23 protein-coding genes are annotated in these 25,443 nt (G+C 72.3%); 9 read left to right on the forward strand and 14 right to left on the reverse strand.

The window, feature by feature from the left end; genetic code table 11:
- Window positions 1-123 precede the first annotated feature (123 nt).
- The 3 genes from QSK36_RS14285 to QSK36_RS14295 all read right to left on the reverse strand — a co-directional run bounded on the left by QSK36_RS14285 (window position 124) and on the right by QSK36_RS14295 (window position 3,342).
- The gene (locus QSK36_RS14285) at window positions 124-774 is read right to left on the reverse strand and encodes a response regulator (protein WP_285783083.1); all 651 of its coding nucleotides are present in this window, start codon (window positions 772-774) and stop codon (window positions 124-126) included.
- 107 nt (window positions 775-881) lie between these two features.
- Window positions 882-2,132 (reverse strand): MacS family sensor histidine kinase, encoded by a 1,251-nt coding sequence (macS, locus tag QSK36_RS14290; RefSeq protein ID WP_285782734.1) that lies wholly within the window; start codon window positions 2,130-2,132, stop codon window positions 882-884.
- A gap of 184 nt (window positions 2,133-2,316) precedes the next feature.
- Window positions 2,317-3,342, reverse strand: coding sequence for a 6-phosphofructokinase (locus QSK36_RS14295; protein WP_285782735.1), 1,026 nt, complete (start codon window positions 3,340-3,342; stop codon window positions 2,317-2,319).
- A 263-nt stretch (window positions 3,343-3,605) separates the two neighbouring features.
- Between QSK36_RS14295 and QSK36_RS14300 the strand changes: the two genes are divergently transcribed.
- Both QSK36_RS14300 and QSK36_RS43490 read left to right on the forward strand, forming a co-directional pair.
- On the forward strand, window positions 3,606-4,514 hold the full coding sequence (locus tag QSK36_RS14300; RefSeq protein ID WP_183539501.1) for a bifunctional helix-turn-helix transcriptional regulator/GNAT family N-acetyltransferase: 909 nt from the start codon (window positions 3,606-3,608) through the stop codon (window positions 4,512-4,514).
- Window positions 4,489-4,860, forward strand: a complete 372-nt coding sequence (locus QSK36_RS43490) for a trypsin-like peptidase domain-containing protein (RefSeq protein ID WP_352240424.1) — start codon at window positions 4,489-4,491, stop codon at window positions 4,858-4,860. The genes QSK36_RS14300 and QSK36_RS43490 overlap by 26 nt, the downstream gene beginning before the upstream one ends.
- On the opposite strand, the gene QSK36_RS14305 is transcribed toward QSK36_RS43490, so the two are convergent.
- Together QSK36_RS14305 and QSK36_RS14310 are read right to left on the reverse strand one after the other, a co-directional pair.
- The gene (locus tag QSK36_RS14305; protein WP_285782736.1) at window positions 4,790-5,302 is read right to left on the reverse strand and encodes a GNAT family N-acetyltransferase; all 513 of its coding nucleotides are present in this window, start codon (window positions 5,300-5,302) and stop codon (window positions 4,790-4,792) included. The two genes, QSK36_RS43490 and QSK36_RS14305, sit on opposite strands and share 71 nt — an antisense overlap.
- A 99-nt stretch (window positions 5,303-5,401) precedes the next feature.
- On the reverse strand, window positions 5,402-6,499 hold the full coding sequence (locus QSK36_RS14310; protein ID WP_285782737.1) for an alkaline phosphatase PhoX: 1,098 nt from the start codon (window positions 6,497-6,499) through the stop codon (window positions 5,402-5,404).
- 358 nt (window positions 6,500-6,857) lie between these two features.
- Here QSK36_RS14310 and QSK36_RS14315 point away from each other — a divergent pair, with 358 nt between their 5' ends.
- From QSK36_RS14315 to mmuM, 4 genes are all read left to right on the forward strand, one after another.
- Window positions 6,858-7,769 carry a MerR family transcriptional regulator gene (locus QSK36_RS14315; protein ID WP_285782738.1) on the forward strand — a complete coding sequence of 304 codons (912 nt, stop codon included), beginning with the start codon at window positions 6,858-6,860 and terminating at the stop codon, window positions 7,767-7,769.
- A 4-nt stretch (window positions 7,770-7,773) separates the two neighbouring features.
- Entirely contained in the window at window positions 7,774-10,407 is a 2,634-nt protein-coding gene (locus QSK36_RS14320) for a VIT domain-containing protein (RefSeq protein ID WP_285782739.1), read from the forward strand.
- An 862-nt stretch (window positions 10,408-11,269) separates the two neighbouring features.
- A complete protein-coding gene (locus tag QSK36_RS14325; RefSeq protein ID WP_285782740.1) occupies window positions 11,270-11,737 on the forward strand; it encodes a MerR family transcriptional regulator in 468 nt (155 codons plus the stop codon).
- Window positions 11,738-11,926: 189 nt separating this feature from the next.
- On the forward strand, window positions 11,927-12,781 hold the full coding sequence (gene mmuM / locus QSK36_RS14330) for a homocysteine S-methyltransferase (RefSeq protein WP_285782741.1): 855 nt from the start codon (window positions 11,927-11,929) through the stop codon (window positions 12,779-12,781).
- Between the two features lie 265 nt (window positions 12,782-13,046).
- Here mmuM and QSK36_RS14335 read toward each other — a convergent pair whose 3' ends face one another.
- Both QSK36_RS14335 and QSK36_RS14340 read right to left on the reverse strand, forming a co-directional pair.
- Window positions 13,047-14,585: an MDR family MFS transporter gene (locus QSK36_RS14335; protein ID WP_225898398.1), complete on the reverse strand. Its 1,539-nt coding sequence runs from the start codon at window positions 14,583-14,585 to the stop codon at window positions 13,047-13,049.
- Between the two features lie 197 nt (window positions 14,586-14,782).
- Window positions 14,783-15,481 carry a lysophospholipid acyltransferase family protein gene (locus tag QSK36_RS14340; RefSeq protein WP_139578227.1) on the reverse strand — a complete coding sequence of 233 codons (699 nt, stop codon included), beginning with the start codon at window positions 15,479-15,481 and terminating at the stop codon, window positions 14,783-14,785.
- A 118-nt stretch (window positions 15,482-15,599) separates the two neighbouring features.
- On the opposite strand from QSK36_RS14340, the gene QSK36_RS14345 reads away from it, so the two are divergent.
- Window positions 15,600-16,364 (forward strand): alpha/beta hydrolase, encoded by a 765-nt coding sequence (locus QSK36_RS14345; RefSeq protein WP_139578226.1) that lies wholly within the window; start codon window positions 15,600-15,602, stop codon window positions 16,362-16,364.
- 12 nt (window positions 16,365-16,376) lie between these two features.
- On the forward strand, window positions 16,377-16,850 hold the full coding sequence (locus QSK36_RS14350; RefSeq protein WP_183539487.1) for a hypothetical protein: 474 nt from the start codon (window positions 16,377-16,379) through the stop codon (window positions 16,848-16,850).
- Window positions 16,851-16,895: 45 nt separating this feature from the next.
- On the opposite strand, the gene QSK36_RS14355 is transcribed toward QSK36_RS14350, so the two are convergent.
- The 7 genes from QSK36_RS14355 to QSK36_RS14385 all read right to left on the reverse strand — a co-directional run bounded on the left by QSK36_RS14355 (window position 16,896) and on the right by QSK36_RS14385 (window position 22,894).
- On the reverse strand, window positions 16,896-18,092 hold the full coding sequence (locus tag QSK36_RS14355) for a hypothetical protein (protein WP_285782742.1): 1,197 nt from the start codon (window positions 18,090-18,092) through the stop codon (window positions 16,896-16,898).
- 150 nt (window positions 18,093-18,242) lie between these two features.
- Entirely contained in the window at window positions 18,243-18,983 is a 741-nt protein-coding gene (locus QSK36_RS14360) for an endonuclease/exonuclease/phosphatase family protein (RefSeq protein WP_183539483.1), read from the reverse strand.
- Between the two features lie 4 nt (window positions 18,984-18,987).
- Window positions 18,988-19,932: an ROK family glucokinase gene (locus QSK36_RS14365; protein ID WP_183539481.1), complete on the reverse strand. Its 945-nt coding sequence runs from the start codon at window positions 19,930-19,932 to the stop codon at window positions 18,988-18,990.
- Between the two features lie 142 nt (window positions 19,933-20,074).
- Complete coding sequence (locus QSK36_RS14370) at window positions 20,075-20,521, reverse strand: hypothetical protein (RefSeq protein WP_183539473.1); 447 nt, start codon at window positions 20,519-20,521, stop codon at window positions 20,075-20,077.
- Window positions 20,518-21,678, reverse strand: coding sequence for an ArsA family ATPase (locus tag QSK36_RS14375; RefSeq protein ID WP_285782743.1), 1,161 nt, complete (start codon window positions 21,676-21,678; stop codon window positions 20,518-20,520). Before QSK36_RS14375 ends, QSK36_RS14370 begins: the two co-directional genes overlap by 4 nt.
- A complete protein-coding gene (locus tag QSK36_RS14380; RefSeq protein WP_285782744.1) occupies window positions 21,675-22,112 on the reverse strand; it encodes an SRPBCC family protein in 438 nt (145 codons plus the stop codon). The genes QSK36_RS14375 and QSK36_RS14380 overlap by 4 nt, the downstream gene beginning before the upstream one ends.
- Before the next feature lie 14 nt (window positions 22,113-22,126).
- Entirely contained in the window at window positions 22,127-22,894 is a 768-nt protein-coding gene (locus tag QSK36_RS14385; RefSeq protein ID WP_183539467.1) for a metallophosphoesterase family protein, read from the reverse strand.
- Window positions 22,895-23,132: 238 nt separating this feature from the next.
- On the opposite strand from QSK36_RS14385, the gene QSK36_RS14390 reads away from it, so the two are divergent.
- Entirely contained in the window at window positions 23,133-24,932 is a 1,800-nt protein-coding gene (locus QSK36_RS14390) for an AMP-dependent synthetase/ligase (protein WP_285782745.1), read from the forward strand.
- Window positions 24,933-25,443: the final 511 nt, after the last annotated feature.

The raw sequence follows: 25,443 nt of genomic DNA on the forward strand, positions 1-25,443 counted from the left end.
CGTCGATCTTCACGTACAGTGCGGTGGCGAGGGTGTCTAGGTCTTTCGTCACAAATCGATCTTGGACACCCTCGCTTCATGTCCGCAGGCAGTTCGCGAACCTCAGCCCTTGGAATCAATCATCTAGTCGAGTTCGGCCAGGCCCTTCTCTATCGCGTAGCGGACCAGCTCGACCCGGTTGTGGAGCTGGAGCTTGCTCAACGTGTTCTGCACGTGGTTCTGCACCGTGCGATGCGACAGCACCAGACGTTCGGCGATCTGCCGATATGTCAGGCCCTTGGCGACCATGCGCAGCACCTCGGTCTCCCGGTCGGTCAGCCGGGGGCCGTCCTGCGCGGCGTCCCGCCCCGGGCCGGCGGACCGGTGGGCCAGCCTGCGGTACTCCCCCAGGACCAGCCCGGCCAGGCCGGGAGTGAAGACGGCGTCGCCCTCGGCGGTGCGCCGGACCGCGTCCAGGAACTCCTCCCGGCTCGCCGATTTCACGAGATATCCGGAGGCGCCCGCCTTGACCGCCTCCAGCACGTCCGCCTCCTCGGCGCTGGCCGACAGGACGAGCACGCGCGGCGGGGCCGCGGACGCGCCCAGCCCCCGGGCCACCTCCACCCCCGGCAGGTCGGGCAGCCGCAGGTCGAGCACCACCACGTCCGGCCGCACCGCCGCCGCGACGCGCAGCGCCTGACGGCCCTCCCCGGTGGCGGCGACGACGTCGTACCCGGCTTCGGTCAGGTCCCGGGCGACCGCCTCCCGCCACATCGGGTGGTCGTCCACCACCATGACCCGCACCCGCGGGCGTTCCCGGCCGCCGGCCGCCGCCTCGTTCTCGGCCCCCGCGCCCGTGGCCGGGCTCGCGGGACCATCCGCGCGCAGCCGTCCGTCTCCGCTCACGACCGCCTCTCGCTCCCTTCGTCCGCCCGCACCGGGACCGACAGCTCGATCTCCGTTCCCGTCCGCGACGAGGTGATCGCCACCGTGCCGCCGAGGTCGGCCATGCGGCCCCGGATCGAGCGGGCCACGCCCATGCGCCCCTCGCGGGCCGCCTGTTCCAGCCGGCCCTCGGCGATGCCCGGCCCGTCGTCGCGTACGGTGACGACGACCGCGCCGCCGTCCTCCTCTGCGAGTATCCACGCGCGGGCGCCCTCGGGGCAGTGCCGCACGACGTTGTCGAGGGCCGCGCCGACGGCCGCCGCCACCTCCCGCGCGCTCTCGGCCGGCAACGGCAGCGGTGTCGCGGGCGCGGACACGGTCACCCGGGAGGTGCCGTACGGGCGCAGGAGGTCACGCAGATCGACCTCGGGCTCCGCCGGGCCGGTCCCCGTGAGATCCGCCTCAGGGGAGGTCACTTCGGCGGCGAATGGACGGCGAGGCCGCGCCGGCGACCGGAGCCGGCCGCGAAGACCGGGCGGCGGGGCGGGATCCGGCGCCTCCGCCACGGACGGGGCCTGCACCAGCGCCCGCAGCGCCGCCTCCTGCTCCCCCGCGAGCCTGCCCAGCTCGGCCGCCTCGCCGCCGATCTCCGCGCCCCTGCGCTGCACCAGGGCCAGCACCTGGAGCACCGAGTCGTGGATGCCCCGGGCCAGCCGCTCCCGCTCGCGGCCCGCCGCCTCGATCCGCGCGGCGCGCCGCATGCGCTCCTCGGCCTGCCGTGCGAGCCGGGCGACGTGCCCGACGACGACTCCGGCCATGAACATGAGCACGGCGCCGTTCACCGGGATCGAGGCGAGGTCGACCCCGTTGCCGCTGCGCAGCCACAGGTCGGCGGCCGACATGATCGCGGCGGCGACCGCACCGGCCCGGCGTCCCCGCGCCACGCCGTACGCCAGGACGGGCCCGGCCACCCAGGTCGCCGTGATCGGGATCGCCCCGGCCAGCATGTCGCCGCGGCTCTGCGCGTACGGCGTGGCCAGCAGGCATCCCGCCGTGACGACGAGGTCGGCGGCCAGCAGCGGCTCACGCCGCGCGGCGGGACGCGGGACGAGCGTGAGGACCGTCCAGACGGCCATCACGCCGACGACGGCCCAGGCCACGGCGGGACGGGCGTAGCCGCCGGCCCTGAGCACGAGCAACGCCGCGTACGCGAGCGACGCCACGCGGAAGACCGCGATCGCCCGCCAGAACGGTCCCTCGATGCCCATCGCGCGGCGCCCTCTCCTGATCGAGCCGGGAGGGCCGGGCCCTCCGCTCACATACTCGGGCAATCGCCGCGCCCCCGCGGTTCATTCGGAGCCGTTCGGGGCCGCGCATGCGTACGGCTCCCGCGGGGCGACGCGGGAGCCGTACCGGATCGTGCGCGGGCCGCGGTGACGGGCCCGCGACCGATCAGCCGAAGAAGACCTCGGCCTCCTCGTAGCGGGAGGCCGGCACGGTCTTGAGCTCGGCGGTCGCCTCGGCGAGAGCGACGCGGACGATGTCGGTGCCGCGCAGCGCGATCATCTTGCCGTAGTCGCCCTCGTGCACCGCGTCGATCGCGCCGAGGCCGAAGCGGGTCGCGAGAACGCGGTCGTAGGCGGTCGGCGTGCCGCCGCGCTGGATGTGGCCGAGGACCGTGGTGCGGGCCTCCTTGCCGGTGCGCTTCTCGATCTCCTTGGCGAGGACCTCGCCGATGCCGCCGAGACGCACGTGGCCGAACGCGTCCAGCTCGCCCGCCTGCAGCGCCATCTGGCCCTCGAGCGGGTGGGCGCCCTCGGCGACGACGATGATCGGCGCGTAGCGGGTCTTGAACCGCGACTCGACGTAGGCGCAGACCTTCTCGATGTCGAACGGCTTCTCCGGGATGAGGATGACGTTGGCGCCGGCGGCCATGCCCGCGTGCAGCGCGATCCAGCCCGCGTGGCGGCCCATGACCTCGCAGATCAGCGCGCGGTGGTGCGACTCGGCGGTGGTGTGCAGCCGGTCGATGGCCTCCATCGCGATGTTGACCGCGGTGTCGAAGCCGAAGGTGTAGTCGGTGGCGTTCAGGTCGTTGTCGATCGTCTTGGGCACGCCGACGACCTTCACGCCGCGGTCGAACAGCTGCTTGGCGACGCCCAGCGTGTCCTCACCGCCGATGGCGATGAGCGCGTCGACGCCCTGCGCGGCGAGGTTCTCCTTGATCCGCTCGACGCCGCCCTCGATCTTGATCGGGTTCGTGCGGGAGGAGCCGAGAATCGTGCCACCACGCGGCAGGATGCCCCGGACGGCCTGGATGTCGAGCGGCATGGTGTCGCCCTCCAGAGGGCCACGCCAGCCGTCCCGGAACCCGACGAACTCGTGCCCGTACACGCCGACGCCCTTGCGGACGACGCCGCGGATCACCGCGTTCAGCCCGGGGCAGTCGCCGCCTCCGGTCAGGACTCCAATACGCATGACGGGTTCTTCCTCCATCTGGGATTACGCGTGGAATGGCGCGGCCGGCCCGACGCAGACCCCGGCGCTCCACCGCACCGCATTCTGCCTGAGCCTATCTCAATGGTCTAGACCAAAAGGAGAGGCTACGCCACCCGGCCGACCAGACCAACCCAGTCTCGCACGGCGAGACCGCCCGCGTCGTGAGAGGCGTCTTCCCAACGGCTCTCCGCGGTTCTATGTTTGACTCCGTCAATCATTTCCTTGAGATAGGCAAGGGAAAAATGGACATCGTTTCGGAAGTCCGTGCGTTCAACCGCTTCTACACGTCCGTCATCGGCGTGCTAGGGGCGGGAATGCACGACACCTCCTACTCACTGACCGAGGCGCGGGTGCTGTTCGAACTCGGCACCACGGAGGCGGCCGACGCCGCGGACATCAGGGCCATGCTCGGTCTCGACCCCGGCTACCTGAGCCGGATCCTCGCCAGGTTCGAGAGCGACGGGCTCGTGTCCCGGGAGCGGTCGGCCGAGGACGCCCGCCGCCAGGTCGTACGGCTCACCCCCAAGGGCCGCGACACCTTCGCCGTGCTCGACCGGCGCTCGGCCGCCGAGATCGAGACCCTGCTGGCGAAGCTGACCGATCCCGAACGCCGGCGGCTCGTCTCCGCGATGGGCAGCGTGCGGAGCCTGCTTGAGCCCGCCGAACGGCGCGAGCCGTACGTGATCAGGCCGCCGCGGGCGGGCGACCTCGGCTGGGTGGTGCACCGGCACGGGGCCCTCTACAGCGAGGAGTACGGCTGGGGCGCCGCGTTCGAGGCCCTGGTCGCGCGGATCGTCGCCGAGTACGTCGAGGACCACGACCCCCGCCGGGAGGCGTGCTGGATCGCCGAGGTGCGCGGCGAGCCGGTGGGGTGCGTCTTCTGCGTGCGCAAGGACGACACGACGGCCCAGCTCCGCCTGCTGCTGGTCGAGCCGTCCGCGCGCGGCATGGGCATCGGCGGGCGGCTGGTCGAGGAGTGCCTGCGCTTCGCCACGGCGGCCGGCTACCGGCGGATCACGCTCTGGACCCGCGACGTGCTCGCGAGCGCCCGCCGGATCTACCAGAACGCGGGGTTCGAACTGGTGGAGCAACACCCGAGCGAGGAGACGGGCATCCCCGTCAACGATCAGGTATGGGCCAGGGACCTGTGACCTTCCGGGTCCGTCCGGGCGATCCCTAGCGGCGGCCCTCGACGACGGGCGGCGGTTCGCCGCGCGGGTGGTGGCGTTCGACCCGGAGGCCGACGCCGCCGTCCTGCGGGCACCGGGGCTCGCCGCCCAGCCGTTGCGGCTCACGAGGGCCGCGAGGACCGCCGCCGTGGTCGTCGGCTACCCCCAGGGTGCGGCCGTCCCGGCCGTGCTCCCCGCCACGGTGCGGCCGGACCAGCCCGCAGGGAAAGCGTCAGAGCCAGAATCGCGTAGCCCCATCACGTGGCCGGGGGCCGCAGGCCGAGCCACTGCTCGGCGTCCCAGGCATGGAACCGCTCGACCTCGGTGAACCCCAGCTTTGCCGCGAGGCGCATCGAGCCGACGTTGGCGCTCTGGGTGGTGAGCACCACCGGCTCGCCGGGAAGAGCGCCGTCGAACCAGTCGAGTGCCGCCGCGCACGCCTCGGCGGCGTACCCCTGCCCCCAGGCCTTCGGCAGGAACAGGTAACCGAGATCGACCTTCCCCACGGCAGCCGGGCGACGGTGCCCGGCTGCTCTCCTGAGCAGGATCTGGCCGATCATCGCCCCGTCGAGCTCGACGACGAAACTCCCGGGCCATCGCTCGGGCACCTCGGGCATCTCACGCTCAAGCTCGTCACGCGGGCGGGGGCCGCCGAGGTAGGTGTGCACCTCTGGCGAGGCGAGCAGCTCGATGAACGTTGTACGGTCCCGCGCCTCGGGCTCACGGAGCACGAGCCGCTCGGTGCGGATCAGCTCAGGCGGCCAAGCCACATGTCCTAGATCTGACATGCGCGCAAGCTAACAACCCTGCAGGACGACGTTCAACGTGGGCATCAACCCATCGGCTCGCGGAGTCGCGTCCGCACCGGTTCAGTCGCGGACGAGATCGCGGAACGGCCCGCGGACCTCGACGGTCACGGGGGCCGGGGCGGGCCTGACATCCTGCGATGGACGGCAGGAGAAGTAGAGCCTGTCGCCGGCCGGGGACATCGAGGAGCCCGCGACGGTCCAGCCGTCCGTGAGGCGCAGGAACGGCGCCGACCGATCCCCGGCGACGAGGGTGATCTCGCCGTCCGCACCGCCGCCCGACCCGCCGGCCGTTTCGTGCAGCACGGTCAGGCACTCGCGGGCGGCGTCGTACGCCCACACCCGGCCGTCGCCCTCGGTGACGAACCGCACCAGGCCGTCGGAATAGCGGCAGTCACCGCCGCCCGCGAACCTCCTGGCGCCGTTCACCTGCTCACGCAGGGGAACATGGTCAGGGAGAGCCGGGATCGGGACCCGTTCCCAGGCCACGGACTCCTCGCCGGGGTCGCCGACCATCACCTCGAGCACGCCCGTCGTGAGGTCGCCCCAGTCGTCCGGGCGGAACCGGTACAGGCATCCGTCCGGCTCCCCTTCGGTGAGGTAGACGACGCCCCCGTCGGGATCGCATGCCACGCCGCCGTGGGTGAACAGGCCCATCGCGAGCCGGGGCATGGGGGCGCGCAGGCCGTACGGGTCGCATTCGAAGACCCGGCCGTACGGCGTCCGCTCGCCCGACACCCAGGTGTGCCACGGTGTCGCGGCACCGGCCCCGCTGCGGTCGGCGCCGGACAGGATGCGATATCCGCTGCGCAGGGTCCCGTCCGGGGCGAAACGCAGCGCCGTCACGCCGCCGAGCAGCGGCAGCGCGCAGTTGGACACGTATATCCAGCCGTCCCCGTCCGGGAAGCATCCGCCGCCGTCCGGGGCCGCGTGCCAGACGACGCCCCCGGCCCGCTCTCCCGACCGCGCCACGATCCGGCCGGCGAACCCCGGCGGCAGGGCCCGCAGCACGTCCATCGGGAACGGGCCGCCCTGATCCCCCTGCCCGTGATCCCCCTGCCCGCGCGGCTCGCTCCCGCCGTCAGGCCGTGCGAACGTCGCGCGCCACAACGCTCCCGGCAGCGCCGAGAGCGCCGCCGATCGGACGGAAGTACCCTGCACCGCTGACCGCCTCCTCGACCTGCCCCTGGTCATGCCGGTCCGCCCCTGACGGGCCGTTCGTTCGTTCCCGCGCGGCCGTCGAGCCCGGACCGGAACGGGGCCGCCCCGCTCCCCTACCCACCCGGCGGGCACGCGACCGGGTGTTCCTGTCCCGCGTCGTTCTGTCCCGCGTCGTCCTGCCCGGTGTTCTCGTGTCCCCCGGCGGCACGTCGCACACGTCGCGGCGCCCAGTCGACCCGTCTCGTGTGAACGGCGGGAGAAGCGGCGTCCCTCGCCGAGACGAACTCTTCGAAAACCATGACGCCGCATGACCGGAGCGAGATTGACAGTGTCATTGTGACAGTGTCATCGTGGAGGCATGAGCGACACCTGGACGATCGGCGAACTGGCGGAGCGGGCGGCGGACCTGCTCGGCCAGGATCGGCGCGCCCACGGCCAGGAGCCTCGCGACGACGGTCCGGAGTCCCGTGTCAACGGCAGAATCCGCGAGGTGCCGAACGAACGTCTCATCCGCTGGTACACGACGATCGGGCTGCTCGACCCTCCCCTGGGCCGGCGCGGCCGTGTGGCCCTCTACGGCCGCCGCCACCTGCTCCAGCTCGTGGCTGTGAAGCGCCGTCAGGCCGACGGCCTGTCCATCGCCGCCATCCAGGCGGAGCTGGCGGGTGCTACCGACGCCATGCTCCAGCGCGCCGCCGGGCTCACCGAGCCACCGCCCAAGCCGCCACCCGGGCCGGCGCCCCGGCCGCTCGTCCCGCCTCATCCGCGCAGTCCGGCGGCCCCGGCCACGGCGAACGCCGCGAACCACCTTCCGGACGCGCCCGGCACCGCGACACCGCCGTCGCCCGGTTGGTGCGGGACGAGGCCGGAAACCGGCACCGCACCCGCCGTACCGGACGTCGCGCGGCCGGCGGCGCGCGACCGCTTCTGGGCACGCCCGGCCTCAGTCGCCGCCACGGCGGACCCCGGCCACTTCTCGACCGCCAACAGCGACACCACGCACGACGACATCACACAGAACGTCGCACCCGTGAACACCGTGGTCCCGGACGTCGTACACGGGGTACGGCTCGCACCCGGGGTGACGGTCCTGCTCGATCCGGCCCACCGGGTGCCGGACGGTCACGAGGTGGCCGCGCTGCGCCGGGCCGCGGCACCGCTCCTCACGGCCCTCGCCATGCTCGGTCTGGCCGGGCCGTTCGACGGCGCCCATGACACTCACGACGACTCGGCACTCGATCCACACGCTTCCGACCCGCTGGAGGGATAACGCCATGACCGTTCCCATCACACCTCTGCGGCCGGAGGAGTGCCGGCCCGTGCCGGACGCCGGGCTCGGAGCCTTGGAGACCGAGAAGGGAAACCTTCCGCTGGAGAGCGTGGACGTCGCCGCCCACGTCACCGGACTGGTGGCAGGCGTCGAGGTCGTCCAGACCTTCCGCAATGCCTTCGACGTGTCGCTGGAGGCGACGTACGTCTTCCCGCTGCCGCCGCGGGCCGCGGTCACCGCCTTCCGGATGGAGGCGGACGACCGGGTGGTCGACGGCGTGCTCAAGGAGCGCGGGCAGGCACGGGCCGACTACGACCGGGCGCTCGCCGAGGGCAGGCGCGCGGCGATCGCCGAGGAGGACCGGCCCGACGTGTTCACGATCAGGGTCGGCAACATCGTCCCCGGGGAGCGGGTGCTCGTCCGCCTCACGCTGAGCCAGCCGCTCCCCTACGAGGACGGCTCGGCCGAGTTCCGCTTCCCACTGGTCGTGGCGCCCCGCTACATCCCCGGGGCTCCGCTGCCAGGGCCTCCGGCCGGTGGCGGCGTGGCGCCCGACACCGACGCCGTGCCCGACGCCTCCCGGATCACGCCGCCCGTCCTGCTTCCCGGCTTCCCCCATCCCGTACGGCTGTCGCTCGCGGCGACGATCGACCCCGCCGGGCTCGGTCTGCGGGAGGTCCGCTCCAGCCTGCACGAGGTCGACCGGGAGGGCGACACGATCAGGCTGCGGCCCGGCGAACGGCTCGACCGTGACTTCATCCTGCGCCTGGCGTTCGACGCCTCCTCCTCGCTCGCGCTCGTCCCGGACGACGCCGCGGACGCCGGCTCACCCGGCGAAGGCACGGCCGACGGCAGCGGCAGCGGCCCTGCGGAGGACACGGCGGGGGACACGGTGAAGGACGTGGCGGGCGCGGAGGGAACCTTCGTGCTGACCCTGCTGCCGCCGCAGGAGGACGCCACCCGGACCGCGTCCCGTGACGTCGTCCTGCTGCTCGACCGCTCGGGCAGCATGACGGGCTGGAAGATGGTGGCCGCACGGCGCGCCGCCGCCCGGATCGTCGACACGCTGACCCGGCATGACCGGTTCGCCGTGCTCTCGTTCGATTCGGTGGTGGAGCGGGCCTTCTCCGGCGGCCTGGTGGACGCGGGCGACCGCAACCGATACCGCGCCGTCGAGCACCTGTCCCGGCTCGACGCCCGCGGGGGGACGGAGATGCTCGCTCCCCTGCAGGAGGCCCTGCGACTGCTCGACGGCCACGACGCGCCCGCCCCGGGGGCGGCCACCGGCACGGACACCAGCCGGTTGCATGAGGACGACCGGCCCGGCGAATCCGGTCTGTCCCGCGAGCAGGCACGCGATCGAGTGCTCGTCCTGGTGACCGACGGCCAGGTGGGCAACGAGGACGAGATCCTCGAACGCATCGGCGCCCGGCTGCACGGCGTCCGGGTGCACACCGTGGGCATCGACAGAGCGGTGAACGCCGGCTTCCTCGGGCGGCTGGCCCTGCTCGGCTCGGGCCGGTGCGAACTGGTCGAGTCGGAGGACCGGCTCGACGCGGCGATGGAGCACATTCACCGTCGCATCGGCTCGCCGCTGGTCACGGACGTCGCGCTGAAGGCGGAAGGCATGGACCTCGTGGCGGACACCGTCACGCATGCCGGTTCGCTCTACCCCGGCGTCCCTCTGGTCGTGAGCGGGCGTTACCGGGGACGGCGCCCCGACGGAGCCCTCACCGTGCAGGGCCGCACGGCCGACGGCCGCCCCTGGGAGGAGCGGATCGAGGGCCGTCCCGCCCACGGCCCGGCCGCCCGGGCCGTGTGGGCGCGGGCGCATCTGCGCGGTCTGGAAGACCGGTACGCCATGGGCGACCACTCCCTCGAACAGCGGATCGTCGACACCTCGCTGCGTTTCGGCGTGTTGTGCCGGTTCACCGCCTTCGTGGCCGTCGACACCCGCGTGACGGGCGAGGGCGGCCCGGAGCATCGGGTGATCCAGCCGGTCGAGCCACCAAGCGGCTGGGAGATGCCGACCGCGATGCCGATGATGGCGGCGGGCGCTCCGATGATGGCGAAGATGGCCGCCTTCACCACGGGCGGACCGGAGACACCTTCCGGTTCCGCGGCGGACCGGCCCATCGCAGCGGCCCCTCCGCCCGGCGCACCCCCTGCCGTGCCTCCTGCTCCGCCTTACGCCGCCGCGCCCGCACCGGCTCCGAGACGGGCCTCCCGCGGGTTCTCCATCGGTCGCTTCCTTCCACATCCCGGCGCGGGGACCGCACCGGTCACGGGCTTCGAGGGCATCCGGCCCCTGCTGGCCGAGGAGCTCACGAAGCTGGTCCAGGCGGAGTCGCTGCCCGAGCGGGAGCGGCGGCGCTATCTGGCGGATCTCGCCAGTCGCCTGCGCGTCGTCGCTCAAATGGTGGGCGGTCACCCGGACCTCGCGGCGCTCGCGGCCGACCTGGAGAGGGCAGAGTGGGCCGAGGTCTCACTCGACGACCTCTGGCGGCGGGCGGCCGACCTGCTGACCGCCCTGACCGGTTCCTCCGGCTCCGCATCCGCGGGCTCCACGTCCCCGGGTTCCCCGGGCTCCGCGCCCGGTGCGGAGGAAGGCCGGCGTCCCTTCTGGAAGCGGTCGTGAGCCGGCAAGCGAGAGGTCAGCACGCGGCGGGGCTGGAGCAGGGCTGAGGCCGGGCGGCGGGGTATCGGCGAGGAGAGCCGGCCCCGCCGGGCCGCACCACCCGCGTCCACGAGCGCGACCAGTCGACCGCCCACTCATCGGGCGGCGCCGGGCGAGGTGACAGTCTGCCGAGAGAAAAGCCGAGAAAAAACCAGTGCGGCCGGGACGCCGGCGGGGATGCCGGGCCCGGCCGCATCGGTTCGGGTTCCGCTGTGGGCGAAGCCCCTACGAGGGTTCGGGTAGGCGAATGACATCGGACGGCGGGGTGGGTGCGGGACGCCGCGGCTCCCTCACCCCTCCCGTGTCGGGCCGATCGTCGCGTCCACCTGCGGGGACGGGAGACCGGCGGCGCAGCAACCGATTGATGAGCCCTTTCAGCCCCATGTGCCGCCAACGCATGGGACCGCCGATCGGTTCCTCGCCCGGGGAGGGCCGCGGACTTTCCTCGGAAGAGCCACGGTCTCACCGCCGGGAAGGGCCGCGGACGTTCCCCCGGGAGAGCCGGGGTCTCAACGCCGGGAAGGGCCGCGGCCTCACCGCCGGGCAGACGCACGGTCTCACCGCTGCGGAAGAGCCGTCGCCTCGCCGCCGGGCCGAGGCCGTTCCCAGGGTCGCTCCGGCGATCGCGACTCGAGGTGCTGCCGGTTCGCCGGGCGGTGGAGGGCGGCGAGGCCGCCACACCGGCCGTCGAGCGGACCATTCCGGCGACCGCCGTCTTGGTGATCGGCGGACTGCCGGTTCGGGAATGAGGTCCAATCCGCAGGCGCTGCCGGTGACCGGCAGCGCCGGCTTTGGCAGCGGCCACGAGACTAGGATTTCGAGCATGCTCGAAGTCGATTCGCGGGCAGTGCCCGAACCCGCTCCCCCGGATCCGCAGGAGGGCCTGAGCATCGCCGAGGCCGCCCGCCGCACCGGGGTCAGCGTGCACACGTTGCGCTACTACGAGCGCGCCGGCCTGGTCGTCACCCCTGTCGGCCGCACCGCCGGCGGACGGCGGCGTTACCGCCTGCTCGACCTCAAATGGGTCGTCATCTGCACGAAGCTGCGAGCCACCGGCATGCCCATCAAGGCCATCCGGCGCTACGCCCAGCTCGTCGCCGGCGGGGCCGGCAACGAGCAGGAACGGCTTGCTCTCCTCGAAGCCCACCGCGCCGAGGTGGCCGCCAAGCTCGCCGAAGTGCAGGAGAACCTCAGGCTCATCGACCACAAGATCGACGTTTATCGAGGCCGGCTCGCCGCCGGCGACGCCGACCGGCTGTGGGCGCCCAGCCATCCGGCGGGTGCCCGCTGAGCGACGGGTGCCCACTGAGCGACGGGTGCCCACTGAGCGACGGGTGCCCACTGAGCGGTTCCCCCGCATATGGCGGCCCCCGCCTCCATCAGCTCGGCCGCGAGCCGGCCAGAGGCGCCCGAGCACTGGTCCCGCCGACGACGACGCCGCCACGCCCGCAGTGCGCGTGAGCACGTAGTGTTGCCCGGTATGAACCCAATCGTCCTCGACGGCGGCCTCGCCACGCACCTGGAGACACTCGGCTGCGACCTGAGCGACGACCTGTGGTCGGCGCGGCTGCTCGCCGACGATCCCGGCGTCATCCGTCAGGCGCACCTCGACTACTTCAGGGCCGGGGCCGATGTCGCCACCACGGCGAGCTATCAGGCGAGCGTCCCCGGGTTCGTACGGCACGGCCTCACCTCTCAGAAGGCCCGCGACCTCATCCGGCTGTCGGTGACGCTTGCCGTACAGGCGAGGGACGAGGCCGGGCACGGGCTCGTCGCCGCGAGCGTGGGGCCGTATGGCGCCTACCTGGCCAACGGCGCGGAGTACACCGGCGACTACGACCTCGACGAGGACGGCCTGACCGAGTGGCATCGGGAGCGGTTCGAGATCCTCGCCGACGCAGGGGCCGACCTGCTGGCGTGCGAGACGATCCCCTCGCAGGCCGAGGCGCGGGCGCTCGCGAGGCTCCTGCGCGAGACGCCGTCCGTACGGGCGTGGCTCACCTTCTCCTGCCGCGACGGCGAGCACGTCAGCGACGGGACCCCGTTCGAGGAGTGCGCGGCGATCTTCGCGGACCTCCCCCAGGTGGTCGCCGTGGGCGTCAACTGCACCGCGCCGCGGTTCATACCCGAGCTGATCAAGCACGGAGCCTCGATCGTCTACCCGAACTCGGGCGAGACCTGGGACGCCGCGAACCGGCGCTGGCTGGGTCTCGCCGATCCCGTCGAGTTCGGCGGGGCGGCGGCCGGGTGGGCCTCGCTCGGCGCCCGTTACGTGGGCGGCTGCTGCCGCACCACCCCGGCCCACATCCGCGAGATCCGCTCCCACCTCGCCTGAGCCCGCTTCGGGAGAGCGGCAAGGCCGGCGCCGCCGGGCTCGTCACCACCAGTCGCGAGAGCCTGGCCGCGCGCAGGAGACTGCCGCGATCCCGCCGTCACCCGGCTCTGCTCCGCAGCGGCTCGGCCCAGTGCGAGACCCCCGCGCCAGACCTCCCTGCGAGACCCCGCGTGAGACCTCCCTCCGAGACCCCCGCGCGAGACCGCTCGCCAGGCCGGCGGCGAACCGGCCGCCCCGGGCCCTACGCCGCCGACTACGCGCGGGGTCAGCCCATGGCGGCCGGGCCCTCGGTGCTCCGCGCGGCGAGCGGGATCTCCTTGAGGAAGAAAGCCACGACCAGCGCGAGGGCGACGAAGGGCAGGCTGGCGAGGAACACGTCGTCGATCGCACTGGTGAACGCGACCAGCACGTGATTCTTGAACGGCTGCGGCAGCTGCTGGATCGCCTGCACGTTGTTGGCGTCCACGCGCCCCGGCGGCATCCTGCCGCCGAACTCGGCGGTCAGGTGGTGGGCGAGCCGGTTGGTGAGGACCGCACCCATGATCGCCGTGCCGATGGCGGCGCCCATCATCCGGAAGAACGTCGCCGAGCTCGTCGCCACGCCCATGTCGCTGCGCTCCACCGCGTTCTGGATCGCCGTGACGATCGTCTGCATGGTGAACCCGAGCCCTGCGCCGAAGAGGTAGGCGTAGACCGCCACCTGCCAGTACGGCGTGTCCACCTTGATCGTGGACAGCAGCCACATGGCCACCAGGAGTACCGCCCCGCCCAGGATCGGGAAGATCTTGTATCGGCCGGTCCGGCTCATGATCTGGCCGGAGGTGATCGACGTGGAGAAGATGCCGAAGACCGCCGGCAGCAGTGCCAGGCCCGACACGGTCGGCGACATGCCCTGGACCGCCTGGAGATAGACCGGCAGGAAGATCATGCCGCCGAACATCGCCAGGCCCGCGAGGAAGCTGAAGCCGTTGCCCACGCTGAAGATCTTGTTGCGGAACAACCGCATCGGCAGAATCGGCTCGGCCGCCCGCAGTTCGACGAACACGAACAGGGCCGCGAGCGCCACGAATCCGGTCAGCAGGGCCAGCGAGCCGGGAGCGGTCCAGCCGATGTCGCCGCCCGCCCAGTCGAGGTAGAGCAGGAAGCACGACACCCCGGCCACGATCAGCGCCGCGCCCAGGTAGTCGATGCGGTGACTGCGGCGGGTGAAGGGGATCCGCAGCGCCATCGAGGTCACGACGAGCGAGATCAGCCCGATCGGCAGGTTGATCCAGAAGATCCACCGCCAGCCGGGCCCGTCGGTGAAGAAGCCGCCGAGCAGCGGCCCGGCGACGCTGGAGGTGCCCCAGACGGCGCCGAAGTATCCCTGGTATCGGCCGCGCTCGCGCGGCGGGATGACGTCGCCGATGATGCTGAACGCCAGCGCCATCAGGCCGCCGCCGCCCAGGCCCTGGATCGCCCTGAACCCGATGAGCTGGCCGATGTTCTGGCTGAGCCCGGCCAGCACCGAGCCGAGCAGGAAGATGCCGATGGCGGTCTGGAAGATCACCCGCCTGCCGTACAGGTCGGAGATCTTGCCCCACAGCGGGGTCGCCGCGGTCGAGGTGAGCAGGTACGCGGTGACCACCCACGACAGCTTGTCGAGGCCGCCGAGTTCGCTGACGATGCGCGGCAGGGCCGTGCCGACGATGCTCTGGTCGAGGGCTGCCAGCAGCATTCCGGCCGCCACTCCGGAGAGCACGACCAGGATCTGGCGGTGCGGGAGATATCCGGTGTCGGCCTGCTGTTCCTCCCGGACGCTCATGCGGGGCATCCACGAGCGGCGTCTCGGGCAGCGCGCCCGCGAGCGGCGGCGTCCGCTCCGTGCCTCGTGGCGCCGGGCTGGGCCCATGTGCGGTGCCTGCGTGCTGGCATGCTCCTACGCCTTCCGATCCGAACGTGTCTGAAACGTCCCAACGTGCGCGGCGGACACCGCCACGTTACCCGTCCGGTCCGGAAGTATTAGGAATTCTCGCGAGCTGCCCTGGTCGTTTCCGTCTTGGCCGCCGCGGCGTACTTGTCGACGTACTCCTGACCCGACAGCTCCATCAGCGCGTACATGATCTCGTCGGTCACCGCTCGCAGCACGAGGCGGTCGTTTTCCATGCCGTAATAGCGGGAGAAGTCGAGCGGCTTGCCGTATCGGACGCCGGGACGGATGCCGAACTTGGGGAGCGGCCGGCCGGGGGGCATCATCTCGAACGTGTTGACCATGGCCCACGGGATCACCGGCGCCCGGGACTCCAGCGCGAGCCGGGCCACGCCCGTCTTGCCCTTGTAGAGGCGGCCGTCGGGCGAGCGGGTTCCCTCGGGGTAGATGCCGAGCACCTGGTTCTCCCTGAGGATGCGCAGGCCGGTGCGGAGCGCCGCCTCGCTCGCCTTGCCGCCGGAACGGTCGATCGGGACGGTGCCGACGCCGGAGAAGAAAGCGCGGCTCACCACTCCTTTGAGCCCGCGGCCGGTGAAATACTCGGCCTTGCCCAGGGAAATCACCTTGCGCGGCAGGAATCCGGCCCCGAAGAAGTGGTCGGCGAACGACAGGTGGTTGCCGGCCAGGATGGCCGGGCCCTCCTTCGGCACGTTCTCCACCCCCTCGGCCCAGGGGCGGAACACGAAGCGGAGGATCGGCCAGAGGATGGCCTTCACCACCCAATAAAACACGCGGGCACCCCCTCGGCTCGGATGTGCAGTCATCTTCGCACGCCCAGCCCTCTCGCACTAACGCTGACCAACGTGCGAGTATCGGGCGGAACACGCCGCCGTTTCACGGAGGTCACCCATGCCAGTGCTGCCCGGCGCGGAGCCGTACCACCACGAGGGCGGCGACATCGGCGTCCTGCTCTGTCACGGTTTCACCGGCTCGCCGCAGTCTCTGCGGCCGTGGGGTGAACACCTGGCCGGGGCGGGGATGACGGTGTCCCTGCCGCGCCTGCCCGGACACGGAACGACGTGGCAGGAGATGAGCCGCACGCGCTGGGAGGACTGGTACGCCGAGCTGGACAAGGCGTTCGCCGACCTGCGCGGACGGTGCGCGGAGGCGTTCGTGATGGGCCTGTCCCTCGGCGGCTGCATGGCGCTGCGCCTGGCCGAGGTCCACGGTGACGCCGTCGCGGGGGTCGTGGTGGTCAACCCGTCCGTGATCAACGACGTGCCGCTGCTGGCGCTGGCCCCGGCGCTCAAGTACGTCGTACGCTCGATCCCAGGGGTGGCGGGCGACATCAAGAAGGAGGGCGTGAGCGAGCTCGGCTATCCGCGCACACCCGTCCGGGCCGCCGCCACGCTGCCCCGGCTGTGGAGGCTCGTCCAGTCCGACATCGCCAAGGTGACCCAGCCGGTGCTGGTGTTCCACAGCAGGAACGACCACGTGGTAAAGCCGGGGAGCGTCGCGTTCCTGCAGGCGAGAATGGGAAACAATCTGGAAGTCAGAGAGCTGGCGGACAGCTACCACGTCGCCACCCTCGACAACGACGCGCCTGTGATCTTCGAAGGGAGTCTGGATTTCATCCGCTCCCACGCCTCGGTACCCTTGACGAAGGACTTGTGACCCGGGATCGACGTGACGCCGCAAAGTGACGAGGACGAGGTCTGGCGCCAGATCGTCGCCTCGTTCAACGAGACAGCCGAGGACGCCTCGGCCGAACAGCCATGGCCTGACCGGGAGAACGTCACCGAGGAGACCGACGCGGGCGACGGTGACGACGCCCCCGGCGACGCGGCTCCCGGCGACACGGCCCAGGACGACGACCGCACCGGCGAGGAGCAGCCTCCCGCCCCGGTCGACGACGACCACTACATCCCACCGGCCCCTCCGCCGCTTCCGCACGGCGACGCCCTCAGCAGGCTCTCCTGGCTCGCGCTGTTCGGCGGCCCCGCCTACCTGCTCCTGGCCGCTCTGCTGCAATGGCCCATGGACGGCTGGATCGTGTTCGCCGCGGTGTCGGCGTTCATCGCGGGATTCGTGATCCTCGTCGTGCGTATGGGCGACGGGCCGCCTGCCGACTCCGGCTGGGACGACGGCGCGGTCGTCTGACTCCGGCGCGCGCCCCGGCCGGTCCGGGCCACGCCGCGCCGGTGTTCATTCGGCTTCGGAGGCCGCCTTCACCGTGCTGTCGGCGGGAGGCGGGCCGAACCGCTCCACGAGGTCGGTGTAGCGGCCCTTGTCGTCCAGCGTGTGACCGACCGCCATGGTGAGGTCGCCTACGTGCGCGACCGCCTGGAGCCGCACCGTGCGCTCCTCGGCCGGCGCCGGGCCCCGCAGCGTGGTCCAGCGCGATCCGTCGTACCGGAGCAGGAAGCCCTCGGCCTCGTGCCTCGGGTCGTACCCGGAGATCCAGAACACGCCGTCGCCGTCCCCCGTGACGCCGTACAGTTCCGCGCGCCGCTCCGGCGGCGTCACCCGCTTCCAGTGCCTGCCGTCCCAGTCGAGGACCAGCGGGGCGATGCCGCCGTCGCTCTGGTAGACGCCGCCGACCGCGACCGCGCGCTTGCGGCCGTCGGCGTACACGTCCCGCAGGAAGCCGCCCTTGATCTCCGGCAGATCGGCCTGTTTCCACCCGCTGCCGGTCAGGCGCATGGCCAGGGGCCCAGAGCCGGAGTCGCCCACCGCCCAGCCGTCCGACCGGCCCGCGAGCGCCACGCCGTACAGCGCGCCCCCGGGGCCCTGGCCGGTCTTCCAGGTCGTGCCCTTGGCGGAGCCGCCGCTGCTCAGCAGGAAAGCCTTGCCGTCCCGGCTGCCGATCGCGACCACCCGCCCGGACGAGGCGGCGACCCCGCCGAGCCAGTCCCCGGAGCGCAGCTGCGGCACGCCGACGCGGTCGAAGCCGTCGCGCGAGCCCTTCGCGACGTACGGCAGGCCGTCGTGGCCGTCGCCGACGGCCCAGATCTCGGTCGCGGAGGCGGCGGCGACCGACCGCAGGTGGCCGGCGCCGGTGGCGTCGCCCCGGATCGGCACCTCGCTCCAGGAGGAGCCGTTCCAGTGGGTGATGATCCCCTGGTTCCGCCAGAAGTCCCAGGCGTTCTGCTGGCCCACGGCCCAGACGTCCTTGGCCGACAGGCCGGCCACGTCGGACAGCGAGCCGTCGGGCTGGAGCCGTCCGGTGGAGGAGCCCGCGTCCTGGGCGACCTCGTCCCCCGACGGGCTGCGCTCCGCCTGGGCGCGGACGATCCCTGTGTGCGCGTGCGCGACCGATGTGGCGCGCGGGAGGAGTCCGGTCAGCAGGCCGGCGGACAGCACACACAACGGCACCGCACGCCGTATGAGGCGGCGGGTCATGAAACGATCGTACGGGGGACCGGGCACTCCCCGTCACACAGGCCGCGAATCCGATTACCTAGAGACGCGGGGACGCGACCGTGCCGGCCGTCTCCGGCCGTCTCCGGCCGAGCGGAATCCGCGGCCGTCCCCCGGCCCGTCAGCGGCGTGTCAGGCCCGGGCGGACGGCGTGAAGGCGATCTCGGCGACGACCGGCCGGTGGTCGCTCGCGGCGGGCAGGTCATCGGCCGGGACGTCCGCGCCGCCGTACGACACGACAGTCAGGCCCGGGCCCGCGAAGATCGCGTCGATCCGCACCCGGGGATCGCGGGCCGGGAACGTCGCACCGGCCCGGCCGTCGTCCCCGTCCGCCCCGATCCGCGGCGCGGGGCCCCGCACGGCGGTGAAGCAGTCCGTGTAGCGGCCCCCGAGAAGACGCCAGACCGGGGCACCGGGGATCTCGTTGAGATCCCCGGCGAGCACCGGCGCGGCGCCGAACTCCCGGGCCGCGCGCTCCAGGAGCGGAACGATCTGGGTGGCGTGGCTCAGGCGCGCCCCCGCCAGAAGGTCGAGGTGGGCCGAGCACACGGCGTACCTCTCGCGGTCCTTCTCCACCACGGCGAGCGCGATGGAGCGCCATTCGAGCCCGGCGAACCACCGCAGGCGGTGCCCGCGCCCGCGCAGGAGCCGTACGTCCGGGGCGGTGAGCACGGCGGTCCCGCCGACGCGGCCTCCGGCGGCCACGGACAGACCGGCCGCGCGGGCCAGCGCCCGCCGCTTCCGCCGCCAGCCGGGCAGGCGGGGCGCCTCCTGCAGGCACAGCACGTCGGGCCGCAGGGCCCGGATCACCCGGACCAGCGCCCTGCGGTCGTCCTTCAGTCCCCGGACGTTGTAGGTCGCGACCCGCAGCACGCCGTCAGCGGAACCGGGCGAGGTCGCCGGCTCCCACCAGCCCCGCCGACGGGCCCATCTCGGCCACCCTGATCTCGGCGAGCGGGCGGTGCCCCCGGCCGGTCAGCCGCGCGGCGAACTCCTCGCGCACCCGGTCGACGAACAGATCCGCCGCACCGGAGACGCCGCCGCCGATGATGAAGCACCCGGGGTCGAGGACCGCGGCCATGTCGGCCAGCCCCTGGGCGAGCCATCGGGCGAGCGACTCGAAGGCGGCCAGCGCCGCCCGGTCGCCCTGGCGCGCCGCCTCGGTCACGTGCTCGCCCTGGATGCCCTCGGCCGAGCCGCCGCCGAGCCGCAGCAGGTGCGCGGCGGCCTCCGGGTCGGCCTGCGCGTTGTCCCTGGCCTCCATCAGCAGCGCGCTGCCGCTGGCGTACCGCTCCCAGCAGCCGCTGTTGCCGCAGCCGCAGGGACGGCCGCCCGGCACCGCCTGCATGTGCCCGAGCTCGGCGCCCATCCCCCACCGTCCGCGGTAGAGCTCGCCGCCGAGCACGATGCCGCCGCCGATGCCCGTGCCCACGGTCACGCACACGACGTGGCTCTCGCCCCGGCCCGCGCCGAAGCGGTACTCGCCCCAGGCCATGGCGTTGGCGTCGTTCTCGACCACGACCGGCAGGCCGACCAGCTCGCCCACCTTCTCGCGCAGCGGCTCCTCGCGCCAGGCCAGGTTGGGGGCGAAGCGGATGATCGAGCGGGTCTCGTCGACGAAGCCCGCCGCGCCGATGCCGACGGCCTCGACGGAGTGCCGTGCCGCGAGCTCGGTCACCGCATCGGCGATCGTGAGCGCCATCTTCTCCGGACTGCCCGCCGGGCTGTGCCGCAGGCCGCGCTCGATGATGGCACCGTGTTCGTCGACGACACCATACGCGATCTTGGTACCGCCCACGTCCACGCCGATGGTCAGCGCCATGCCGTCTTCCTTCCGCCCAATCCGCTTCCGCCCGATCCGCTCCGCCCGGGCCGTCACCCGCCCGAGGCATCACGCCGCGCCGATTGAAGCCGATCGAGCCGGGTTGTGGCAATCCCGCCGTCGCCCGCCCTTAACCGGCCCTTCAACCCAGGTCGATGTGCTCGACCTTCGGCTCGCCGGATCGGCGCTCCCCGGCCGGTCGCGCCCTGCCGCTCGCGGAGGGGCGCTGCAGGGCGTCGACCGCCTCCTTGAACGCCGCGAACAGCTCTCCGCCCGCCGCGATCAGGTGGCCGGTGACGTCGCCGCCGGACTCGCGGCGTGCCGCGATGACCCGGCACACCGGGCAGGCCCGGCAGACGTACTCGTCGTGGTCCTCCGCGACGGCCTCGCTCCACACGTCGCCGCCCCGGCCGCTCGCGCCGGCGCCGCCGAAGGCGGATCCGAAGCCGCTCACGCCGCCCTTCACGAGCCCCTTGCCGAGCTCCCGGCCCATCCGCCGCTGTACGGCGTCCAGCAGCTTCATCGCCTCCTCCGCCGCCGACCCGAGCGGGTCCTGGCTGCGCGGAGTGGTGTCGTTGGAATCCGTCATTTCGCCCCTCCTGCCTCGAACCGTACCCGGAGCCGGCCGTCCCGGAGCGCGGCCGAGGAGATCTCACGCCGGGCGAGGGCGGCGGGCAGGGCGATGACGCGCCGATAGGACCCCGCGGTGACGATGATTTCGTCCCCCTTGCGGGCGAGGTCGAGATCGTCGCGGTCCGCGAGCGGCAGGGACAGCGCCAGCTCGTCCGTGGTGAACCTCAGCGGCGGCTCGACGTCGGGGCGCGCGAAGGGATCCCGGTCTCCGTACATCCGCGCGGCGAGGCCCGAGAGGGCCGCGGTCCCGACCGGCTCCGCCGGAAGGTAGGGGACGGTGAGGACGGGCAGCGGCGCGAACGACTCGTGCACCGTGGCGAGCTGCCTGGCCTGGGCCTCCACCCAGCCCAGCCGCCACTCGTCGGCGCCCTCCGCGGGGAAGACCCGGTTGGCGATCACCGCGTCGACGCGGTAGCCGTACAGGCTGAGCGAGGTGAGGGTGCGGCGGGCCTCGGCGACGACCACGGCCTCGGGGGTCAGCACGAGCCGCACGGACGCGTCGTCGCCGGTCAGCAGCGCGCGCACCTCCAGCAGGCCGCGGTGCAGCCGCTCCCCCGCCGAGACGACCTCGCCCTCGGGCACGCTCACCTTGGCGACGTGCCGGATGACCGGCGACAGGGCCCTGAGCATCCGCCTGCCGGTGGGAAGCAGGCGGTTGACGTGCCAGTCGAGCGCCTCCGGCAGGGCGAGCAGGCGAAGCGTCTCCGCGGTCGGCGCGCAGTCGACGACGATCACGTCCCAGCGGCCGGTGCGGGCCTGCTCGCGCAGTTCGAGCAGCGCGAGGATCTCCTCGGCGCCGGGCAGTACGGTGATCTCCTCGGCGGTGACCTCGTCGAGACCGAGCTCCGCCAGCACGTTGCCGGCGTAGTCGCGTAACTCGCCCCAGTGCCGCTCCAGCGACTTCTGGGTGTCCACCTGCTGCAGGTGCAGGCCGGGCGCGGCCTCGACCGGCTCGGACGAGGGCGGCACGCCGAGCGCGTCGGCGAGCGAGTGCGCGGTGTCGGTGGAGACGACCAGCGTCTTGTTGCCCCGCTCGGCGGCGAGCGTGGCGGTCGCGGCGGCCGCCGTGGTCTTGCCGACACCGCCCTTCCCCGTGAAGAGGAGGATCCTCATCGGCTCTCGACGCGCCGCTTGAGCCCCTTCAGCGCGGTGTCGACGATGACCTTCTCGGCCTTGCGCTTGATCATGCCGATCATCGGGACCTTCAGGTCCACGGCGAGGTCGTAGGTGACCTCGGTGCCGCCGCCGTTCTCAGTCAGGCGGTAGCTGCCGGTCAGGCCCGAGAGCATCTTCCCGGCCTCGACCATCCGCCAGCTCACGCCCGCGTCGTCGTCCCAGTCGTACCCGAGGACGTACTCGTCGCTGATCACGCCCGCGTCGAGGACGAAGCGGACCCGGGAGGCACGGCCGTCCGCGCCCGTCTCCAGGACCTCGGACTTCTTCACCTGGCCGGCCCACTCCGGATAAGCGGGGAAGTCGGCGATGACAGCCATGATTGTCGACCGGCCGGCGCCGATCGTGATGCTCGACGAAGTGCGATCAGCCATGCGCCAACCGTACTTCACCATTCCAGGGCGAAAGGCGTGCCACGGCCGCGGAAGTGGCCGACGTTGACGCATTCCGTGCGCCCGACGCGGGTACGGCTGACCAGCGGCTGATGGACGTGGCCGAACAGCGCGAAGCGCGGCTGGGTCCTCCTGATCGCCTCCAGCGTGGCCTCGCTCCCCCGTTCGAACCTCCGGGCCACCACGTCGTACAGCAGGTCGGGGATGGCGGGCGGGATGTGGCAGCACAACACGTCCACCTCGCCGATCGCCTCGACCTTGCGCGCGTACTCCTCGTCGTCGATCTCGTACGGCGTGCGGTACCTGGTGCGCAGGCCCCCGCCGACGAACCCGAAGGTCAGCCCGCCGATCTCGACCACATCGCCGTCCAGGACCCGCTGCCCGGGCCGCAGGTGGTCGGCCCACAGGCGTGGCATGTCCACGTTGCCGTACGTGAGGTAGGCCGGCGTCGGCATGGCGGAGAAGATCTGCTCGTACTGGCGGCGGACCGCCGCCTCCATGAGGTCGCGGGGGTCGCCGTCGAGGGAGGCCCACAGACCCGCCGACAGCTGCCGCGCCTCGTCGAAGCGGCCCGCCGCGCGCAGTTCCACGTACTCGCTCGCCTTCTCCGCGCCGAACAGGTCGGGGAAGATGCCCTGCGAGTGGTCGGCGTAGTCGATGAACAGGAGCAGGTCTCCGAGGCAGATCAGGGCATCGGCCCCGTCGCCCGCGCGGGCGAGCGCGTCGGCCCGGCCATGGACGTCGCTGACGACGTGGATGCGCATGGGGGACATGGTAACGGCCGCTTTACCTAGCATCCGCTTGGGTAACGGAAAGGTGTCGGGCTCGCCGCGCGGGGGACACTGATAGCGTCGATTTGTCCCTGGATAACGCCTGGGTGACGGACCTACCCCTGCGTAACATCGCGCGGTAGCGTCCGGTGAGACACGAAGAGTTATGCCCGCAACGCGGTTCCCGCCCTGCGCTCCGGGGACCGCGAGGCCGTGCGCGAAGGAGTGACCCGTGCGCGAGTTCAGCGTTCCCGTGCTGGTGGACGTGCCCCCGTCCGCGAACTGCACCGACGTGGTGTTCCAGCGCGGCGTGGACGAGCCGGAGGCCGTCGTCGTCCGCCGCAAGGAGGGCGAGGACCCGGCCGCGCCGTGGACACCGGTCACCGCCGCGCAGTTCAGGGACAGGGTGGCGGCCGTCGCCAAGGGACTGATCGCCGCCGGGATCGAACCCGGCGACCGGGTCGGTCTGATGTCGCGCACCCGCTACGAGTGGACCGTCGCCGACTACGCCATCTGGGCGGCGGGCGCGGTCGGAGTGCCGATCTACGAGACCTCCTCCGCCGACCAGGTGAAGTGGATCCTGACCGACAGCGGCGCCAAGGCCGTGTTCGTGGAGACGGCCGCGCACGAGGAGACCGTCCGCGAGGCCGTGCCCGAGCTGCCGCTGCTGTGGCGCGTCGACGACGGCGGGTTCGCCGAGCTGGAGCGCCTCGGCGCGGACGTGACCAACGACACGCTCGCCGAGCGCAGGGCGAGCCGGGGCGGGCGCGACCTCGCCACGATCATCTACACCTCCGGCACCACCGGCATGCCGAAGGGCTGCCGCCTGACCCACGACAACCTGCTGTTCACCGCGCGCAACGTCTCACACGGGCCGCTGGAGACGCTGTTCGACGTGGAGGGCCGGGCCGCGCTGCTCTTCCTCCCCCTGGCGCACAGCTTCGCCCGGCTCATCCAGATCGTCCTGATCGAGACCGGCACGGTGCTTGCGCACAGCCCGAACATGAAGAACGTGGCCCCCGACCTGCGGGAGTTCAAGCCCACGTTCCTGCTGGGCGTGCCGCGGGTGTTCGAGAAGGTCTACAACGCCGCCGAGCAGAAGGCCAACGCGGAGGGCAAGGGCAAGATCTTCCACGCCGCCGTACGGGCCGCGATCGAGTGGAGCAAGGCCGAGAGCTCCGGCGGGGCCGGCCTCGGCGCCCGGCTCAAGCACGCGGCCTTCGACAAGCTCGTGTACGGCAAGCTGCGGGCGGCCACGGGCGGCGCGCTGACGGCGGCGGTCTCGGGCGGCTCGGCCCTCGGTGAGCGGCTCGGCCACTTCTTCCGCGGCGTGGGGATCGAGGTGTTCGAGGGCTGGGGACTGACCGAGACCAGCGCGCCCTCGACCGTCAACATCCCGGGCGCCAACAAGATCGGCACGGTCGGCAAGCCGTTCCCCGGCGTGAGCATCCGCATCGCCGACGACGGCGAGATCCTGGTGAAGGGCCGCCACGTCTTCGACGGCTACTGGAACAACGAGCGCGCCACCAAGGAGGCGATCGACCCGGAGGGCTGGTTCCACACCGGGGACGTCGGCCACCTCGACGAACACGGCTACCTGAGCATCACCGGCCGCAAGAAGGAGATCCTCGTCACCGCCGGCGGCAAGAACGTCGCGCCCGCACCGCTCGAGGACGCCATCCGGGCGCACCGCCTGATCAGTCAGGTCATGGTCGTCGGCGACGGCAAACCGTTCATCGGCGCGATCGTCACTCTCGACCACGAGGCGATGGAGCAGTGGAAGCAGGCCAACGGCCGCTCCGGCGCCTCCATGGCCGAGCTCTGCTCCGACCCGGGCGTCGTCGCCGAGGTGCAGCAGGCCGTGGACGACGCCAACCGGATGGTCTCCAAGGCCGAGCAGATCAAGAAGTTCAGCATCCTCGACATCGAGCTGAGCGAGGAGACCGGCCACGTCACGCCGAAGCAGTCGATCAAGCGGCACGTCGTGGCCCGCGACTTCGCCAAGCAGATCGACGAGCTGTACGGCGACTGACCGAGCAGGTGCGCCGAAACATGTCGGAAGTTTTTGACAAGTTTCGGCCGTTTCGGCGCACCGTCCCAGCGGAGCGGGACACGATCACGGAGACCCGCCGTACAGCCTCGACCTGGTCGAGCCCGGGGTGGTGCACGTGCCCGAGTGGCGTCCCGAGGAACCCGTCCGCCACCCCCTCGACCTCGGCGGCGTCTGCGTCACCGGCGGCATCGGCCGCAAACCCTGACCGACCGGCCTCCGCTCCTTTCCCGGCCCGCTCGCGCACGCCGATGTGTCGCATATGCGCGAACAGCTGGCTCTTCGCGCTAATCACGGCGGGGGGGCGGCACCTGTCCATCCATTGGATCCTTCGTTAGGTGTCGCTCCTGTGGTCCCGTTGCGCCACGTGTTGGGATTTATGCGTGACCCCCCGCCAGATGCACCAGCGGGGTCGCGCCCTTCGCCCGCGTAAGGCCTGCGGCTCCCTGTGGTTTCCTACGCGAGGAGTCCCATGTTCCGGCACAACCGCCGC

It is taken from the genome of Microbispora sp. NBRC 16548 (assembly GCF_030268985.1).
Lineage (GTDB): Bacteria > Actinomycetota > Actinomycetes > Streptosporangiales > Streptosporangiaceae > Microbispora > Microbispora catharanthi.

Bases quoted from the DNA above. Each gene is read 5' to 3' on its own strand.
- QSK36_RS14375 (WP_285782743.1), bottom strand. From the start codon at position 21,678: ATGAGGATCCTCCTCTTCACGGGGAAGGGCGGTGTCGGCAAGACCACG.
- QSK36_RS14325 (WP_285782740.1), top strand. From the start codon at position 11,270: ATGCTCGAAGTCGATTCGCGGGCAGTGCCCGAACCCGCTCCCCCGGAT.
- macS (WP_285782734.1), bottom strand. From the start codon at position 2,132: ATGGGCATCGAGGGACCGTTCTGGCGGGCGATCGCGGTCTTCCGCGTG.
- QSK36_RS14285 (WP_285783083.1), bottom strand. From the start codon at position 774: ATGGTGGTGGACGACCACCCGATGTGGCGGGAGGCGGTCGCCCGGGAC.
- QSK36_RS14380 (WP_285782744.1), bottom strand. From the start codon at position 22,112: ATGGCTGATCGCACTTCGTCGAGCATCACGATCGGCGCCGGCCGGTCG.
- QSK36_RS14295 (WP_285782735.1), bottom strand. From the start codon at position 3,342: ATGCGTATTGGAGTCCTGACCGGAGGCGGCGACTGCCCCGGGCTGAAC.
- QSK36_RS14320 (WP_285782739.1), top strand. From the start codon at position 7,774: ATGACCGTTCCCATCACACCTCTGCGGCCGGAGGAGTGCCGGCCCGTG.
- QSK36_RS14315 (WP_285782738.1), top strand. From the start codon at position 6,858: ATGAGCGACACCTGGACGATCGGCGAACTGGCGGAGCGGGCGGCGGAC.
- QSK36_RS14345 (WP_139578226.1), top strand. From the start codon at position 15,600: ATGCCAGTGCTGCCCGGCGCGGAGCCGTACCACCACGAGGGCGGCGAC.
- mmuM (WP_285782741.1), top strand. From the start codon at position 11,927: ATGAACCCAATCGTCCTCGACGGCGGCCTCGCCACGCACCTGGAGACA.
- QSK36_RS14385 (WP_183539467.1), bottom strand. From the start codon at position 22,894: ATGCGCATCCACGTCGTCAGCGACGTCCATGGCCGGGCCGACGCGCTC.
- QSK36_RS14355 (WP_285782742.1), bottom strand. From the start codon at position 18,092: ATGACCCGCCGCCTCATACGGCGTGCGGTGCCGTTGTGTGTGCTGTCC.
- QSK36_RS14335 (WP_225898398.1), bottom strand. From the start codon at position 14,585: ATGAGCGTCCGGGAGGAACAGCAGGCCGACACCGGATATCTCCCGCAC.
- QSK36_RS14300 (WP_183539501.1), top strand. From the start codon at position 3,606: ATGGACATCGTTTCGGAAGTCCGTGCGTTCAACCGCTTCTACACGTCC.
- QSK36_RS14370 (WP_183539473.1), bottom strand. From the start codon at position 20,521: ATGACGGATTCCAACGACACCACTCCGCGCAGCCAGGACCCGCTCGGG.
- QSK36_RS14365 (WP_183539481.1), bottom strand. From the start codon at position 19,932: ATGGCGCTGACCATCGGCGTGGACGTGGGCGGTACCAAGATCGCGTAT.